The organism is Corynebacterium propinquum DSM 44285, from assembly GCF_000375525.1.
GTDB classification, from domain to species: Bacteria; Actinomycetota; Actinomycetes; order Mycobacteriales; family Mycobacteriaceae; genus Corynebacterium; species Corynebacterium propinquum.
Map to the genome: position 1 here is coordinate 172134 of NZ_AQXC01000001.1, position 16330 is coordinate 188463.

Here is a 16330-nt window from a genome sequence, read left to right on the forward strand (position 1 = left end):
CGGGTTAGTTCGGAGAGTCGTTCTCACGCTGACGTGCCAATACGCGTGAATCCAACCACGATTGCAAAATTTCCACGGCGGCTGCCTGGTCAATCACCGATCGGCCGGCCTTTTCTGATACTCCAGATGCTCGTAACGCCTGGGTTGCAGCTACCGTCGTCAAACGCTCGTCGGCAAACACTACGGGAATAGTAGAACCTGTGTTACGCAGACGGCGTCGGATACGAAATGCAATTTCTTTCGCGTGCTTGACGCTCTTTGAGCCATGCGCCTGCAAATCTCGGGGCAAACCTACCACGACTTCGACAGCATCATAATCCGAGATAAGCTCCAGAATCCGATCGATGTCTTCCTGGTCCCGATCCTTAAATCCAGTTTCTCGCTGTACCGTCTCCACAGGAAATGCCAAGGTAGCTTCTCTATTGGACGCGGCAACACCGATGCGGACTGTACCAACATCAATGCCGATGCGCCGCCCCTCGATAACTTGGGAATGCCGAGGCGAATCAACGCTGGGAGCGTTTGGCTCGAGTTTGCTCACGTATGCGATCTCCCTTTCCATTCCCGAAATAGTATTAGCGATTACGGCACGCGCCACGTGACGCTGCAGGCAAAAACCTGCCGATGCTCCGTTGTGCTCGCTTATTCTATAACTAAACGATAACAAATCGGCGATCGGCAGGCGCAAAAGCAAACCTTGGCATGCTATGCCCGAGAAATTTCGTCACGCAACGCTGCAAAACCTTGCTCAATTCCGGCTGCTTGGCTGCCGGACCCCTGAGCCATGTCTGACTTACCGCCGCCTTTACCGCCGACATATCCCCCAAAAATCGACACCAAGCTACCTGCCGCCAAACCCTTGTCGACCGCTTCTGGGTTTAGCGCAACCACAAACGGCACTTTCCCAGCATTGTCTGCAGCCAAGACTACGACCGCTGGACGGCCTTGCATCCGGTTACGGATATCTGCCGCAATAGAACGAAGCTGACCACCATTAACCTCTGACGGAAGCTGTGCGTTCACTACAGCAACACCGTTAACCTCAACCGCATCATTAGCGTATTCCGCGGCTTTAGCAGCCATTTGCTGTTGCCGCAGCGCGGTAACCTGCTTTTCCGCTTCTTTCAACTTCCGCGTCAAGGTCTCGATGCGCTCGGGCACCTCATTCGGCTTCGCCTTCAGCGACTGTGCCACGCCATGGGCAAGGGCAGCCTCTTGTGAGAAGTAGCGGAAGGCATCCAAACCGGAATAGGCCTCAATGCGCCGCGCCCCAGAGCCAACCGATGATTCACCGAGTACAGAGACCGGACCAATCTGCGATGAGTGACTGACGTGGGTACCGCCGCATAACTCAGTCGAAAAAGGACCGGCGATTTCTACGACACGCACTCGCTCGCCATAATTTTCACCAAACAAGGCGAGAGCACCCATATCCTTCGCATGATCAAGCGAGGTTTCTAGCGTATTAACCTGGTAATCAGCGTCGACTACCTGGTTGGTGATCGTCGCAATTTCCTCCAATTGACCAGGGCTCAACTGCTCCGTGTAGTTGAAGTCAAAACGCAAATATCCCGGTCGGTTCATAGATCCAGCCTGCACAGCAGTCGGCCCCAAAACCTCACGCAGCGCACCGTGAATCAGGTGCGTGGCGGTATGCGCTTGGCGTGCTCCGTGGCGCCATTTTTGGTCATATTCTGCGGTTGCCGTTTGTCCGATCTCTAGTGATCCCCCAAGCAACTGCCCCCGGTGCACCCACAGTTTCTTGGCGATCTTTTGTACGTCGGTAACTTCTACCGTGGCATCACCCGCGGTAATCGTGCCCCGATCAGCCAACTGGCCACCCGATTCTGCATACATCGGGGTAACATCCAAAATGACTTCGACGTTATCGCCGCTGTGGGCCGTCGTCACGGATTGGCCATCGCGTACTAACCCAATAATCGTCGAATTGGTTGCCTGCTCCGAATAGCCAGCAAATTCTGTCGGCTGGTTGTCAACCCATTCGCGGTACACAGACTCGTCGGCATGAGTATTCTTCTTAGCCTTGTTATCTGCCTTCGCGCGAGCCTTTTGCTCTGCCATTGCCGTCTCGAAGCCGTCCATGTCGACCTCAAGGCCCGCTTCTGCTGCCATCTCCATGGTGAGGTCGATGGGGAAACCATAGGTATCGTGCAGCAAGAAGGCATCGGCACCAGTCAGGACCTTCTCGCCGCGCTTGTTGAGTTGTTGTGCGGTTTCGTCGAAACGACTGGTTCCCGATTCCAAAGTCTTCAAAAACGCACGCTCTTCAGCGGATGAGACCGCGAGAATGCGCTCTCGGCTCTCAGCAATTTCTGGATACGACGGCTCCATCGTGTCCATGACCGTCGACATGAAGGTCTTGATGGTCTCGCCTTGAGCCCCGAGCAAGCGAGCAGAACGGATAATACGTCGCAATAAACGACGCAAAATATAACCCCGCCCCTCATTCGACGGCGTGACTCCATCCAAAACCAGCATCATCGCAGTGCGCGAGTGATCAGCAATCACGCGGAAGCGGACATCGTTATCTTGCTCGGCCCCATAGGAGGCGCCGGTCAACTTTTCAGCGGCAGTAATTACTGGTCGCAACAGATCGGTTTCATAGACATTGTCGACACCCTGCAGCAAGCACGCCAAACGCTCAATCCCTAGACCGGTATCGATGTTTTTCGCAGGAAGCTCCCCGAGGATCTCGAAGTCGCCTTTGCCTGACCCGGTCGATTCTCCGCGTTCATATTGCATGAACACGAGGTTCCAAATTTCCATGTACCGGTGTTCGTCGGCGGATGGCCCGCCTTCCGCGCCATATTCTGGGCCTCGGTCATAATAAATCTCGGAACACGGACCGCAAGGTCCCGGAACCCCCATGTGCCAGTAGTTATCTTCCACGCCCATGCGCTGAATGCGTTCGTCTGGCACGCCGATCACCTTGTTCCAGATCTCAGCGGCCTCGTCATCGGTTTCATACACGGTGACCCACAAACGTTCTGGGTCAAGCCCCAAGCCGCCGTCGGCAAGCGGATTTGTCAACAGCGCCCAAGCGTTGGAAATTGCGCCTTCTTTGAAGTATTGGCCGAACGAGAAGTTTCCCGCCATCTGGAAAAAAGTATTGTGCCGGGTAGTGATACCGACTTCATCGATATCCAGGGTGCGCACGCATTTCTGGATCGAAGTGGCCGTACCATTTTCGTACGGAGGGTTTTGCTGCCCCAAGAAATACGGCTTAAAAGGAACCATACCTGCATTGACGAACAGCAGGTTGGGATCGTCTAGGATCAACGAGGCACTCGGTACCACTTCGTGGCCTCGTTTGGCGAAGTGCTGGGTAAAACGATCTCTAATTTCGTGGGTTTGCACTATGTCTATTCCTTTTCGTTACTAACACGCTGAACACAGCACTCGGCGCATGCTGTATAACTTGCACACTGCATATTCTGTACTTTGCCGCTAATACGTTCAGCACCGAGTGTACTAAGTGCCCCAGCGGGGTTATTTCTTGCCTCGTACCAACCTACGCAGTCGGCCCAGATATTCCGAAATACGGCTCTCGTTACCATGATCCGTCGGCTGGTAATACACCGCATCCTGGAGCTCATCTGGAATATATTGTTGTTCCAGGACTCCGCGCGGATCATCGTGTGGATAGCGATAACCTTGCGCGTTGCCTAAGCGCTTTGCGCCTTCATAATGGCCGTCCCGTAAATGTGCCGGCACCGTACCTGCCTTACCAGCGCGTACATCATTTAAAGCATCAGTGATCGCCTGATTCACGCTTGCTGATTTCGGAGCCGTCGCCAAATGGATGACGGCTTGAGCCAACGTGAGTTTTCCTTCTGGCATACCAATAAGCTGCACTGCCTGCGACGCAGCCACAGCGACCTGCAAGGATTGCGGATCCGCCATGCCGATATCCTCGCTTGCTAGAATAACCAGCCTTCTTGCAATAAAACGCGGATCTTCGCCCGCCTCAATCATTCGAGCTAAATAATGCAACCCGGCATCGACGTCAGAACCGCGAATCGATTTAATAAGAGCGCTGGTGACGTCGTAATGTTGGTCGCCGTCGCGATCATAGCGCACCAATGCCGTATCGACGCTTTGGGCAACCATGTCGGAAGTGATTTCAGGCTTCGCAGCGTTTTCTGCGGTGTCCGCGCTTTCTGCAGTTTCAGCCGCTGCCTCTAAATACGTCAGTGCCCGGCGGGCGTCGCCACCGGCCAGCCGCACAATATCATCCACAGCTGATTGCGCAATGCGAACCCGACCAGATAATCCTCGGGTATCAGTCACCGCGCGCTGGACCAATTCAGCAATTTCAGCTTTGTCGAGCGGTTGGAGTGTCAGCAGCAACGAACGGGATAACAGCGGTGACACCACCGCAAATGACGGATTTTCCGTCGTCGCTGCCACGAGTAACACCGTCTGATTTTCCACAGCCGCTAACAAAGCATCCTGTTGTGTTTTGGAAAATCTGTGCACCTCATCGAGGAACAAAACGGTCCGTTTCCCATGTTGTGCATCACGACGTGCAGCACTAATAACCTCGCGAACTTGTTTTACGCCAGAATCCAAAGCCGATAAGCCAACGAAATGGTGCCCCATCTGCGAAGCGATGAGAGAAGCAATGGTGGTTTTTCCGGTTCCCGGAGGGCCGTAAAGGATGACAGAACTACGTCCCTGTCCTTCAACGAGTTTCCGGAGAGGCTTACCCTCATCAAGCAGGTGGCCTTGGCCAAGCACTTCGCGCAGGTCCGCGGGCCGCATCCGAGCTGCCAACGGCGCGTCTGCACCTGATTGGAAAAGAGCAGATCCTTGAAAACGTTCGTACATCTCTGCGTCGGAATTGTCCTGGTGGTTGGAGGTGGAGTTAACTCCATGTAAGGCTCCGCCGAACAGCGAATCTTGACTCATTATTTCCAGCCAGGCTTTTCGACGCGCTGAGCAATACTGCGGGCAAACTCTGCAATCTCCGCACTCGTGTCTTCCGTGCCGTTATCTCCAAAACGCGACATTGCTTCGAACGTCTCGTAAATATCGCGCCTAGCCAATAGTTCATCGTCACTGAAACTATCGGCAGAACCAGTGCGCAGTAACGCTGCCGCCTGATCTAAATCAGTGGAAATATCCTCGCCTTTCTGCACCATGCCAACAACACCACTCAGATTTCCGGCCGACATCGTCGCAAGCGTCGATAAGCCCCACCCCACGAGGGCAGCCAGCACACGCGCATGCAAGTTGTGCGGCTCGACCAAGTTGGGAAAGACTTCCTTGATCTCCCTCTTCCAGGCAGAAATAAAGGTATCGGCTTCTTCATCGGTGATTGGGTGGGTGAAGACAAATTGTGGAAATCCGGCCACCACGCACGCAATATCAAAGGAGACATCGCGAAAACCTGCCCACTCGTAATCCAGGAAATGCGTTTTCTCGGCGACAATAATATTATCCGGCGATAAATCAAACGGTGTGAAAGCGCGTGCAGATCCTCCGACCACACGTTTCCGAGCAACCTGTGCGGCATCGTGGAAAGCTTGCGGAACACTAAATCCTGATTGCTCCAGAATCTGCTCACCCAACAGGATGGACTGCTGAAGTGCATCATCCCGGACCTCTTGATTTTCCCCGAACTGTGGGTGCTGCTTCAGCATCCGGGCCATGAGAATATCGAATTCTTTCTCCCGTTCCGCTGTCCCAGCGTGCATGCGGCCCAACGAACTACCCAAGTTCCGCAGGATATGACCACGCGTTTCATGTTTCGCGGTTTCCAGTAAATCGTCGAAAGTATCGCCGTCGCCAGAATCAGTCATGACCACCAGGCGTTGGTCAATATCATGCGCGAGCAGCATCGGTCCAGGACGCACGTTTTCCGGCAATGCGGTGGTGAACTGATAGGCAACTACTTCACGCATCAAGGCGGCGTCGTACAGCACCTCACCGATCATGGGGACAAATTTCAACACTACCGTGCGATACTGCAAGAATGGTTGGCTTGCTACGCGGGCACGCAGCACCGTGGATTCACCAGAACCTGCAAGCACCTCCACGTCTTCTAGTCGCTGTGAACCACCAAAACGGTGCGAAAGAAGATCTTCGGCGATGCTTACTAATTGTTCCTGGCTAGGCACTGTTGTCACTCCATGAAGTGGTCAATCCGAGTCTCTTATATCGAGTGCATAAAAGGCTGGATTGACACATGATAAGGTCGAAAACCTATTTGGCTTTGTCGGTCTCGGTGCTCTGTCCACCGGCTTTGTTGGCCTTTGGTTTGACATCAACGCCGGTTTCTTTCCGCTGCGCAGCAGAGATCGGAGCAGGCGCATCAGTTAATGGGTCAACGCCACCACCAGACTTAGGGAAGGCGATGACGTCGCGAATGGAATCATAGCCGCCAAGCAGAGAGACAATGCGGTCCCAGCCAAAAGCGATGCCGCCGTGTGGAGGTGCTCCATAGCTCATAGCCTCCAACAGGAATCCGAATTTTTCTTGAGCATCTTCTTCGCTGATACCCATGACTTTGAACACGCGTTCCTGCAAATCCTTGTTGTGGATACGGATTGATCCGCCACCGATTTCGTTGCCGTTGCAGACCAAATCGTACGCATAGGCGGTAGCCTCACCTGGGTTTTCGTCGAAGGTGTCAATCCATTCCGGTTTTGGTGAAGTAAACGCGTGGTGTACTGCAGTCCACTTGGAATTGCCCAGCGCAACGTCACCATCGGCAACTGCGGCCTCCGCTGGCTCAAACAATGGAGCATCCACGACCCAGACGAAAGACCAGTCGCCTTCTTTAATGAGACCCAATTTGCGTGCAATCTCATTACGGGCTGCGCCCAGCAAGGCACGCGAGGAGCGAGTATCACCGGCGGCGAAGAAAATGCAGTCACCCGGTTGTGCGCCGACGTGTTCGGCGATGCCAGCGCGCTCAGCATCGGTAATGTTTTTCGCCACTGGGCCAGACAACGTGCCGTCTTCACCGACCAGAATATAGGCCAGGCCCTTAGCACCACGCTGCTTGGCCCATTCCTGCCACGCGTCTAACTGTCGACGCGGCTGGTCAGCGCCGCCACGCATGACGACGGCTCCGACATACTCATTCTGGAACACGCGGAATGACGTGTTCTGGAAGAACTCAGCACACTCGGTGATCTCAATATCGAAGCGTAGATCTGGTTTGTCCGACCCATATTTCCGCATCGCCTCGGCGTATGTAATGCGCGGAATTGGACGGGAAATTTCGTAGCCGATGAGGCTCCACAGCTCTGCAGCGATTTCCTCACCCAGTGCAATCACGTCTTCTTGATCGACGAACGACATCTCGACGTCCAGCTGCGTGAATTCCGGTTGCCGGTCTGCTCGGAAATCTTCATCGCGGTAACACCGGGCGATCTGGTAATACCGCTCCATGCCAGCGACCATCAACAGCTGCTTAAACAGCTGCGGCGACTGCGGGAGCGCATACCAAGAGCCTGGCTTCAGTCGTGCTGGCACGACGAAGTCACGTGCACCTTCTGGCGTCGAACGAGTCAGTGTTGGAGTTTCGATCTCTAAGAAATCATGCTTATCCAGCACGCGGCGTGCGGCCTGGTTGGCGCGCGAACGCAGTTTCAGCGCGTCTGCCTGCTTTCCCCGTCGCAAATCGAGGTACCGGTGACGCAAACGTGCTTCTTCACCGACATCAGTAGATGAGGCATCTTCCACCTGGAACGGCAATGCATCCGACGTCGACAAGACCTTGAGTTCGGTGACGTTGACCTCAATCTCACCAGAAGCCAGGTTCGGGTTTTCCGAACCTTCTGGGCGAGGCTCGACCTCACCTGTGATTGCGATGCAATATTCCGAACGTAAAGTGTGAGCTTGCTCGGCTACCTGCGAATCGCGGAAGACAGCTTGCACGTACCCAGAGTGATCCCGCAAATCAATGAAAATCACGCCTCCATGGTCACGGCGTCGGGCAACCCATCCGGCGAGGGTCACCGAATCCCCTGCGAGGTTTTTGCCAAGCTGGCCTGCTGAATGTGTGCGCAGCACGATTATCGAAGATCCTTCCATGCGGGTCGGGTGGCTCTTATCTGTGTAGTATTCCAAAGATATCGCCAGCCGCGCAGCAGCCTGGCGCGCTACTGAAGGATGCAGCATGCCAGGATTACAGCGTGACCGACAGCACTGAGCCTGAATGAAACTGTTCCCAATCCTACATTGTTTCAGCCCCGCAGTTTAACCCGTGCAGGTGTGGCCTGGGAGCGTCTTTCACTGGAGTCAGTCGATTATTTTTTGCCAAGCTAGAGCGTGCTGCCGAAATACCTAGCTAGCCCACAACGTTGGCACGTAGACTAGGGAAGCATTCCCAGCAAATTGTTGAACAAACAAGCGTAGTCCTTATCACTCCAGCACTCTCCCACTTTTGCGGAGCGATGAGGAACAAGGAGCACTTCTATGACTATTAGCGTGACTGACATATTTTCGATCGGGATCGGCCCATCATCCTCACACACGGTAGGACCTATGCGCGCGGCAAAAGCCTTCGTTGATTCCCTTCCGGCTACCCCACACCGTGTGAAAGCCCAGCTACGAGGATCCCTTGCTGCTACTGGCCGTGGACACGCTAGTGACCGCGCTGTTATCTTGGGCCTAGTTGGCTGGGATCCACTCGACGTCCCCCTTGATGCCGAGCCACGCGCAGATCAACCCATCCCGACGGCGGGCACTGCACAGGGCCCAGATGGCGAAATACACTACGAACTTGAATTCATCAACGAACCGCTACCCCAGCATCCCAATGCCGTTGTATTCAGTGCCTGGGATAACAATGACGAGTGTGTAGTCGACGGCGCCGAATATTTCTCAGTCGGCGGCGGGTTTATCCTCACACGCAAAGAACTCGATGCCGAAGTGGAAAAAGACGATGAAGTACCCGCCGGTATGGCAGCGGTAGATGGCGAATCAGAGGTACCCTATCCTTTTAGCTCCGGTGAAGAACTTCTGCGCATGTGCGAAGAATCGGGCTTGGAGATCTGGCAACTCGTCGAGGCTAATGAAAAGGTACTCCACAAAAGCGACGGCGGCATTGACTTTGTCAATGAGCACCTGTTCACCGTATGGAACGTCATGCGTTCCTGTGTCACCGAAGGAATCGCCGCCAAAGGTCACTTACCCGGTGGACTGCACGTACCTCGGCGTGCAAACCAGGTATATCAGCAGCTTCTCGACGGCGGTCACGATACCTCGCACGGATTTCACGCAATGGACTGGGTAAACCTCTATGCGTTGGCCGTCAACGAACAAAACGCCGCCGGTGGCCGCGTAATCACTGCACCCACCAACGGCGCCTGTGGCATCATCCCGGCTGTCTTGCACTATGCCCGCGACTTCCAGGCACATTTCACCCACGAATCTGCTCGACGTTATTTGCTGACCGCTGGCGCAATCGGCATGATCATCAAGCAGAATGCATCTATTTCCGGCGCAGAAGTCGGTTGCCAAGGTGAAGTGGGATCTGCCTCGGCGATGGCAGCTGCCGGAATGGCGCAGTTGTTTGGCTGCAGCCCAGCCCAGATAGAAAACGCAGCAGAGATTGCGCTTGAGCACAACCTCGGCTTAACCTGCGACCCAGTTGGCGGACTGGTACAAATTCCGTGCATCGAGCGCAACGCGATTGGTGGAGTCAAAGCAATCAACGCTGCCCGACTTGCCAAGATCGGTGAAGGTACTCACCACGTCACGCTCGACAATGCTATCGAGACCATGGCCGAAACCGGCCGCGATATGCTCTCAAAATACAAGGAGACATCCATCGGCGGCCTTGCGAAAACCCTCGGCTTTACCGTCAGCCAGGTGGAATGCTAGCGCAGTTTGTTTAACAGCCACTGTTCCAGCTCAGCTGCTGGAACTTCGGTTTGCTCGTGCGCTGCCAGATCCTTCACAGCCACAACGCCGTCGGCAAGCTCAGACTCCCCCAGAACCAGAGCAAATGCTGCGCCGGACCGGTTAGCCGCTTTCATGGCACCCTTCATGCCCTTGCCACCAAATGCCATATCCGCAGAAATGCCGACCTGCCGCAGAGAGTTCAACACGATTGGCATCTGGGCACCGGCTGCTGCACCAAGCGGAACACCGAAGACTTCCACTCGTTGCTCAGTACCTTCCAGCGTGATGCCTTCCGCCTCCAAAGCCAAGAGCGCACGATCCACGCCGAGACCAAATCCAATGCCCGACAATTCCTGACCGCCAAGCTGCGCCATCAGGCCATCATAGCGTCCACCGCCGCCGATACCCGATTGCGCACCCAAACCATCGTGGACGAACTCGAAACACGTCTTCGTGTAATAATCCAATCCCCGAACCATACGCGGGTTAATCGTGTAGTCAATGCCCATATCGTCCAAGTAGCCGGTCACCGCATCGAAATGCGCGCGGCATTCATCATTAAGGTGATCGATCATCAACGGTGCGTCGACAAGCTGTCGCTGGACTTCTTCGCGTTTATCATCCAAGACCCGCAAAGGATTAATTTCTGCGCGCTTGCGGGTCTCATCATCGAGATCAAGCTGGAACAAAAATTCTTGCAACTTCTCCCGATATGCCGGACGGCATTTGTGATCGCCTAGACTCGTGATCTCCAGTCGATATCCACGCAACCCCAGTGCTTTATAGGCGCGATCGGCAATCGCAATAACCTCAGCATCAAGCGCTGGATCATCCACGCCAATCGCTTCAACGCCAACCTGCTGCAGCTGCCGGTAGCGGCCTGCTTGCGGGCGTTCGTAACGGAAAAACGGGCCGTTATAGACTAATTTCGCAGGCAGGGGGCCACGGTCAATTCCGTGTTGAATGACCGCACGCACTACACCGGCAGTACCCTCCGGGCGCAAAGTCACGGAACGGTCGCCTCGATCGGCGAATGTATACATTTCTTTAGAAACAACGTCGGTGGATTCGCCCACACCGCGGGCGAACAACTGGGTGTCTTCAAAAATCGGAAGCTCAATGTGCTCGAATCCCGCAAGCCGCGCGTGATGCACTAACGTATCGCGCACTTTCACAAACGTCGCTGACTGCGGCGGGATATAGTCCGGTACACCCTTCGGGGCTGCTGCTTTGAATTTCGAAGTACTCACAGCAAACCAGTTTAGCCCCTTAGCTGCGCCAGGAATGGATTGGTAGATTTCTCATGCTTCATGGTCGTGGTTGGTCCGTGACCAGGTAGCACATGCAGATCATCCGGCAGGTTCAGCACGACCTCGCGCAATGAGGTATTCATCGCTTGCGGGTCAGAAAACGGCAAATCCGTGCGCCCAACCGCGCCCCGGAATAAAACATCACCAGAAAACAGGATGTTGTCACTACCCAGCATCACACAACCAGGCGAATGCCCTGGTGCATGCAAGACGAAAAACTCGCGCCCCAAAAGTTCTATCGTGCTGGGTTCATCACGCACGTTGTCAGCGGTACGGGCTTCAGCGCTACCAATAGTGCGCAAATCAGCGATCGGAACCATGTTGGCAACGTCGAAAAGTGCCTGCATTTGTTGTGGCAGCGCCGACATATCACCAAGCCACAGTTCATCGGCAGCATGAATATAAACTGGGATGTCAAATTCTCTGGCTAAATCGCCAGCACATCGCGTGTGGTCAAAATGCCCATGGGTGAGAAAAACCGCGTCGAGGTGCAACGACTGTGTTGCAGCAACTACGCGGTCGAAAGAGTGCATTCCCGGATCAACCACAATCGCGTGTCCGTTTTCGGAAACGATATAACAATTGGTTTGATAAGGGCCTGCAGCGAATCCGGAAATCTCCATGTCAGGATTCTACCTACCGCACCAACAAACAGTAGGCAGCGGTTAACGACAAATCACAATTAGTTCTGCAGCGCTTCCAATGCAGCGTCGTAATTTGGCTCAGTGGTGATTTCGTCGACCAGTTCCACGTGAGTAATCGTGTGATTAGCATCGGTCACGATAACAGTACGAGCCAGCAAACCCTTCAGCGGCGACCCATCGAGCTGCACGCCATAGTCCTGCCCAAAACTGGACCGGAACACCGAACCCGTCTTCACGTTGTCGATGCCTTCAGCATCGGTGAATCGGCCGTGCGCCATCGGCAAGTCAGCGGAAATACCCAGCACCACGGCGTCGTCAAGCTTCGTTGCTTCTTCGTTAAAACGGCGCACAGAAGCAGCGCACACACCGGTGTCCAAAGACGGAAAGATATTGAGTACCAGCTTCTTGCCGGAAAAATCAGCTGGAGAGAACTCTTGCAGATCAGAACCAACGACGGTGAAGTCAGGCAGCTTGTCGCCAACTTTTGGCAAGTCACTAACGGTTGCGGTTTCTTGATCTTGGAATTTAGTAATAGCCATGACCGCCATAATAGTGGCATAGGCCCCGCGCTGCCACTAAAACATAGTCAGGAATTCATAGCCAGCACTGTTAAAATACCGCGCAGACCGCTATATCATCTGTACTCGTGCCCTGGGTCTGCCATTGGGTTTTGGCTCGGCAGGTCCCTGAGCGCAGTTACCGCTACTAGAAAGTTGAACAGTGGATAAGCAACACAGCAACAAACAACGAGGCGCCGAGGCGCTCGACGAACTCGAAAAGTCCTTGAAATCTCGCGAACGAAAAGAAAAATCGCGCCCACTCGGAGTCGCCGCGGTTGCAGCCCTGGCGATTGTCGTACTCGTCGGTGGCATCTGGCTATTGGCAACTCGTGATGGCGATGACGCAGACCTTACCGCCGAGGAAGAGACCACCACATCAGAATCTCCAGAGGCAGAAGCACTTGCGCTGGAGCGTAGCGAACAACTTCCGGAGACTGTCACCTGTACCTATAACGAACACGACGGCGAGACTGCTACAGGCGATGCCGGTCTGCCCAAGACAGATAATGTCTCCGCCCGTGGAAATGTCACTGTCACTCTGGAGACCTCCCAGGGCGACATCGGTATGGAACTAGACCGCGAAGTCGCTCCATGCACAGTAAACGCAATCGAGCATCTAGCGAGCGCCGGCTACTACGACGACACCGTGTGCCACCGTCTGACCACCGAAGGAATCCACGTGCTGCAGTGCGGAGACCCAACCGGTCAAGGCTCCGGTGGCCCAGGCTTCCAGTTCGCGAACGAATACCCAACAGATGAGCTTGGCGACGAAGCAGCATCCACCCAGGTCATTTACCCACGCGGTTCCATCGCAATGGCCAACGCGGGTGCAGACACCAATGGTTCGCAGTTTTTCTTAAACTACGAAGACTCACCACTGCAGGCTAATTACACCTATTTCGGACAGATCGACGATAAGGGCCTGAAAACCCTGGACAGCGTCGCGGAAGCTGGCACAGAAAGCGGCGCCGGTGATGGTGCACCTGCCGAAGAAGTACGGATTAAAAAAGCGACCGTAAAATCTTAACGAAAACCCTTGCAAATAGGTTTCTGGTAGTTTATGCTGTATATGTTCCATTCACATCAAGCTCTAAGGAATTCAGGAAGCATGAAGTTTTCTCCTCGTAAGGCCGTACTGGCCGGCGCCACCGCACTCGCCCTGTCCACCACCGCTCTGACCGCTGCTCCAGCGATCGCTCAAGAGACTGCAAAGGCCCCAGTCGGATCCAGCGTCGAAGAGTTCTTCGGCTCCTCCGGTAACACTGACAGCACCAAGGAGAAGGGCACCGACGCCACCGCCAAGAACAAAGAAAGCAACACCGACGGCTCTTCCACCCCTGCTGGCTCCAGCGCCGAGGGTGAAGGCAAGGGCGGCTTTGACTTCAATAAGCTGAACCAAGTCCTGAAGGCCATTTCGGGCGTAGTTGGTGCAGCCAGCACCATCTTTGCTTTCTTGAAGTCTCTGAAGCTGATCTAACGAGGGCATTGAGTGCCGAAATGTCTATTCGGTTAATTTCTTAGCGCAGCATTTACGCAATGCACGGGCGCTTAGCCGTGCGCCATGTGAACGTGCGGCTACCTAAATTGACCACCCGGTCAGTAATCTTTGAGATTACTCACCGGGTGGTTTTTCTATGCAGTCACACGGTAAACGTCGAATACACCTTCGGTATTTCGCAGGGTATTCATCAACGCGCCAAGCTGTTTGCTCCCTGATACGGTAAAGGTGAAGCGTACTGTTGCAACATGATCTTCCGAGCACTGCGAATTCATCGATAACACCGACAAACTTGACTGCTGGAAAATACCAGTTAGCTCGTACAATAGCCCCTGCCGGTCCAAAGCCTCCAGCTGCAAAGTTGCACTGAATGCCCCTTCTGTATCGACGTTGTTGGCCCAAGTAACCTCGAGCACCCGTTCGGGCTCATCACGCAGCTTCGTGGCATTCGTGCAATCTGCCCGGTGGACGGAAACACCCCCACCCCGTGTCACGAAACCGAAAATCTCATCACCAGGCACCGGCTGGCAACACTTCGCGATCTTCGCCATCACATCAGGGTTACCCTCGACCAGAATCGCACTGCCGGTTTTTTCCTGCCCAGTGGCTTGCTGTTTCGATTCCAGCAACTGGCTCCACGGCGTGCGGTCTGCCAACGCATCCACAGCATCTTCTTGGTCGCCGAACATGGCCATCAACTGGTTCGTCACGTGTTTCGCCGACACATGGCCAGCACCAATCGCGGTGTACAGCGCATCAATATCCGGGTAGTGCAGTTGGGTGGCCACCTGCTTCATCGAAGACGTCGTAAACAGCCTGTGCAGTGGAAGACCACCTCGCTGTATCTCCGCCGCTAGGGCATCCCTACCTGCTTCCAGATGCACCTCGCGCATCTCTTTGGCAAACCACTGGCGAATGTTTGCGCGAGCGCGCGGCGAGACAACGAAATTCTGCCAGTCTCGCGACGGTCCAGCATTCGGGTCTTTCGAGGTGAATATCTCTACCCGATCACCAGAATTCAGCTTGGATTCCAAGGCCACGAGCTTGCCATTGACTTTAGCGCCGATACAGCGGTGGCCCACTTCCGTGTGCACGGTATAAGCGAAGTCAACCGGGGTGGAACCTGCCGGAAGCGTAACCACGTCGCCTTTCGGCGTAAACGCAAATATCTGGTTGGACGTGAGATCATAGCGTAGCGAATCGAGAAATTCGTTGGGATCAGCCGCTTCCTTTTGCCAGTCGAGCAGCTGACGCATCCACGCCATTTGGTCAACCTCGGCGTCTTTTTCGCTGTTTTTACCCTTCAGCTCTTTATAACGCCAGTGTGCAGCCACTCCATATTCCGCATTATGATGCATCTCGTGGGTCCGAACTTGGACTTCCAAAGGTTTGCCGCTACCCGAAATCACTGTGGTGTGCAGCGACTGATATACGCCATAACGAGGCTGAGCGATATAGTCTTTGAAACGCCCCGGCAGAGCAGAATAAAGTCCGTGGACGACTCCGATGGCTGCATAACAGCTGTTGACATCATTAACCAAAATACGAATGCCTACTAAATCGAAGATTTCAGCAAAATCTCGGCCGCGCACGATCATCTTCTGATAGATAGACCAGTAGTGTTTTGGGCGACCGCGTACCTCAGCTTCAATGCCGTTGTCTTTCAGCGTTGATGTAACTTCTGCGGTAATCTCGGCCAGCATACGATCACGCTGCGGAGCCCGATCGGCAATCATCCGCACGATCTCGTCATACTTTTTGGGGTACAAAATGGCAAAGGCAAGATCTTCCAATTCCCATTTCACCGAGGCCATGCCCAAACGATGTGCCAAAGGAGCAATGATTTCCAAGGTTTCGCGAGCCTTTTTCGCTTGCTTTTCCGGCGGCAAAAAGCGCATCGTTCGCATGTTGTGCAGCCGGTCCGAAACCTTAATGACCAACACGCGTGGGTCCCGCGACATCGCGACAATCATTTTGCGGATCGTTTCCGCCTCAGCACCGCTGCCAAAAGCTAGCTTGTCTAGTTTGGTTACCCCGTCAACCAGCCGAGCAACCTCCTCGCCGAAGTCACGGGTGAGATCATCCAACGAATAATCGGTGTCTTCCACCGTATCGTGCAATAAAGCAGCCACCACTGTCGTGGTGTCCATACCGATCTCAGCAGCAATTGTGGCTACCGCTAGCGGATGCGTGATATACGGATCCCCCGAGTTGCGCGTAACGCCTTCGTGCAGGCGTTCTGCCGTCTCATACGCACGGTTAATAACGTCCGCATCTGCCTTCGGGTGAAACTCCCGGTGGATAGACATCAGTGGTTCAAGAACCGGTTTAATCTTGACTTTCCCGGAAGTTAGCGACCTTGCCAACCGTGCGGACATGCTGCGCACGCTGGGGGACGATCGTTTCGCTGCTTTATTGTCCGTCATAGGTACATCT

General features: G+C 54.4%; 12 protein-coding genes. 3 read left to right on the forward strand and 9 right to left on the reverse strand.

Annotation, left to right across the window (positions count from 1 at the left end; translation table 11 throughout):
- Positions 1-4 precede the first annotated feature (4 nt).
- The 5 genes from ruvX to aspS all read right to left on the reverse strand — a co-directional run bounded on the left by ruvX (position 5) and on the right by aspS (position 8046).
- Positions 5-562, reverse strand: coding sequence for a Holliday junction resolvase RuvX (ruvX, locus tag B142_RS0100810; protein ID WP_049148380.1), 558 nt, complete (start codon positions 560-562; stop codon positions 5-7).
- Positions 563-705: 143 nt separating this feature from the next.
- On the reverse strand, positions 706-3378 hold the full coding sequence (gene alaS, locus B142_RS0100815; RefSeq protein ID WP_018119640.1) for an alanine--tRNA ligase: 2673 nt from the start codon (positions 3376-3378) through the stop codon (positions 706-708).
- A gap of 132 nt (positions 3379-3510) precedes the next feature.
- Positions 3511-4851 (reverse strand): replication-associated recombination protein A, encoded by a 1341-nt coding sequence (locus B142_RS0100820; protein ID WP_026167712.1) that lies wholly within the window; start codon positions 4849-4851, stop codon positions 3511-3513.
- Positions 4852-4931: 80 nt separating this feature from the next.
- Entirely contained in the window at positions 4932-6143 is a 1212-nt protein-coding gene (locus B142_RS0100825; RefSeq protein WP_018119642.1) for a phosphotransferase, read from the reverse strand.
- Positions 6144-6228: 85 nt separating this feature from the next.
- A complete protein-coding gene (gene aspS, locus B142_RS11455; RefSeq protein WP_039733557.1) occupies positions 6229-8046 on the reverse strand; it encodes an aspartate--tRNA ligase in 1818 nt (605 codons plus the stop codon).
- Positions 8047-8451: 405 nt separating this feature from the next.
- Between aspS and B142_RS0100835 the strand changes: the two genes are divergently transcribed.
- Complete coding sequence (locus B142_RS0100835; RefSeq protein WP_026167713.1) at positions 8452-9861, forward strand: L-serine ammonia-lyase; 1410 nt, start codon at positions 8452-8454, stop codon at positions 9859-9861.
- Here B142_RS0100835 and hisS read toward each other — a convergent pair.
- From hisS to tpx, 3 genes are read right to left on the reverse strand one after another with little or no spacing between them, the layout of a single operon-like run.
- Positions 9858-11132 (reverse strand): histidine--tRNA ligase, encoded by a 1275-nt coding sequence (hisS, locus tag B142_RS0100840; RefSeq protein ID WP_018119645.1) that lies wholly within the window; start codon positions 11130-11132, stop codon positions 9858-9860. The genes B142_RS0100835 and hisS overlap by 4 nt on opposite strands.
- 11 nt (positions 11133-11143) lie before the next feature.
- Entirely contained in the window at positions 11144-11815 is a 672-nt protein-coding gene (locus B142_RS0100845) for an MBL fold metallo-hydrolase (protein ID WP_018119646.1), read from the reverse strand.
- Positions 11816-11874: 59 nt separating this feature from the next.
- Positions 11875-12375 (reverse strand): thiol peroxidase, encoded by a 501-nt coding sequence (gene tpx / locus B142_RS0100850; RefSeq protein WP_026167714.1) that lies wholly within the window; start codon positions 12373-12375, stop codon positions 11875-11877.
- Between the two features lie 181 nt (positions 12376-12556).
- On the opposite strand from tpx, the gene B142_RS0100855 reads away from it, so the two are divergent.
- Both B142_RS0100855 and B142_RS0100860 read left to right on the forward strand, forming a co-directional pair.
- On the forward strand, positions 12557-13423 hold the full coding sequence (locus B142_RS0100855) for a peptidylprolyl isomerase (RefSeq protein ID WP_018119648.1): 867 nt from the start codon (positions 12557-12559) through the stop codon (positions 13421-13423).
- Positions 13424-13504: 81 nt separating this feature from the next.
- Entirely contained in the window at positions 13505-13873 is a 369-nt protein-coding gene (locus tag B142_RS0100860; RefSeq protein WP_018119649.1) for a hypothetical protein, read from the forward strand.
- A 155-nt stretch (positions 13874-14028) separates the two neighbouring features.
- Here B142_RS0100860 and B142_RS0100865 read toward each other — a convergent pair whose 3' ends face one another.
- On the reverse strand, positions 14029-16320 hold the full coding sequence (locus B142_RS0100865; protein WP_018119650.1) for a RelA/SpoT family protein: 2292 nt from the start codon (positions 16318-16320) through the stop codon (positions 14029-14031).
- Positions 16321-16330 lie beyond the last annotated feature (10 nt).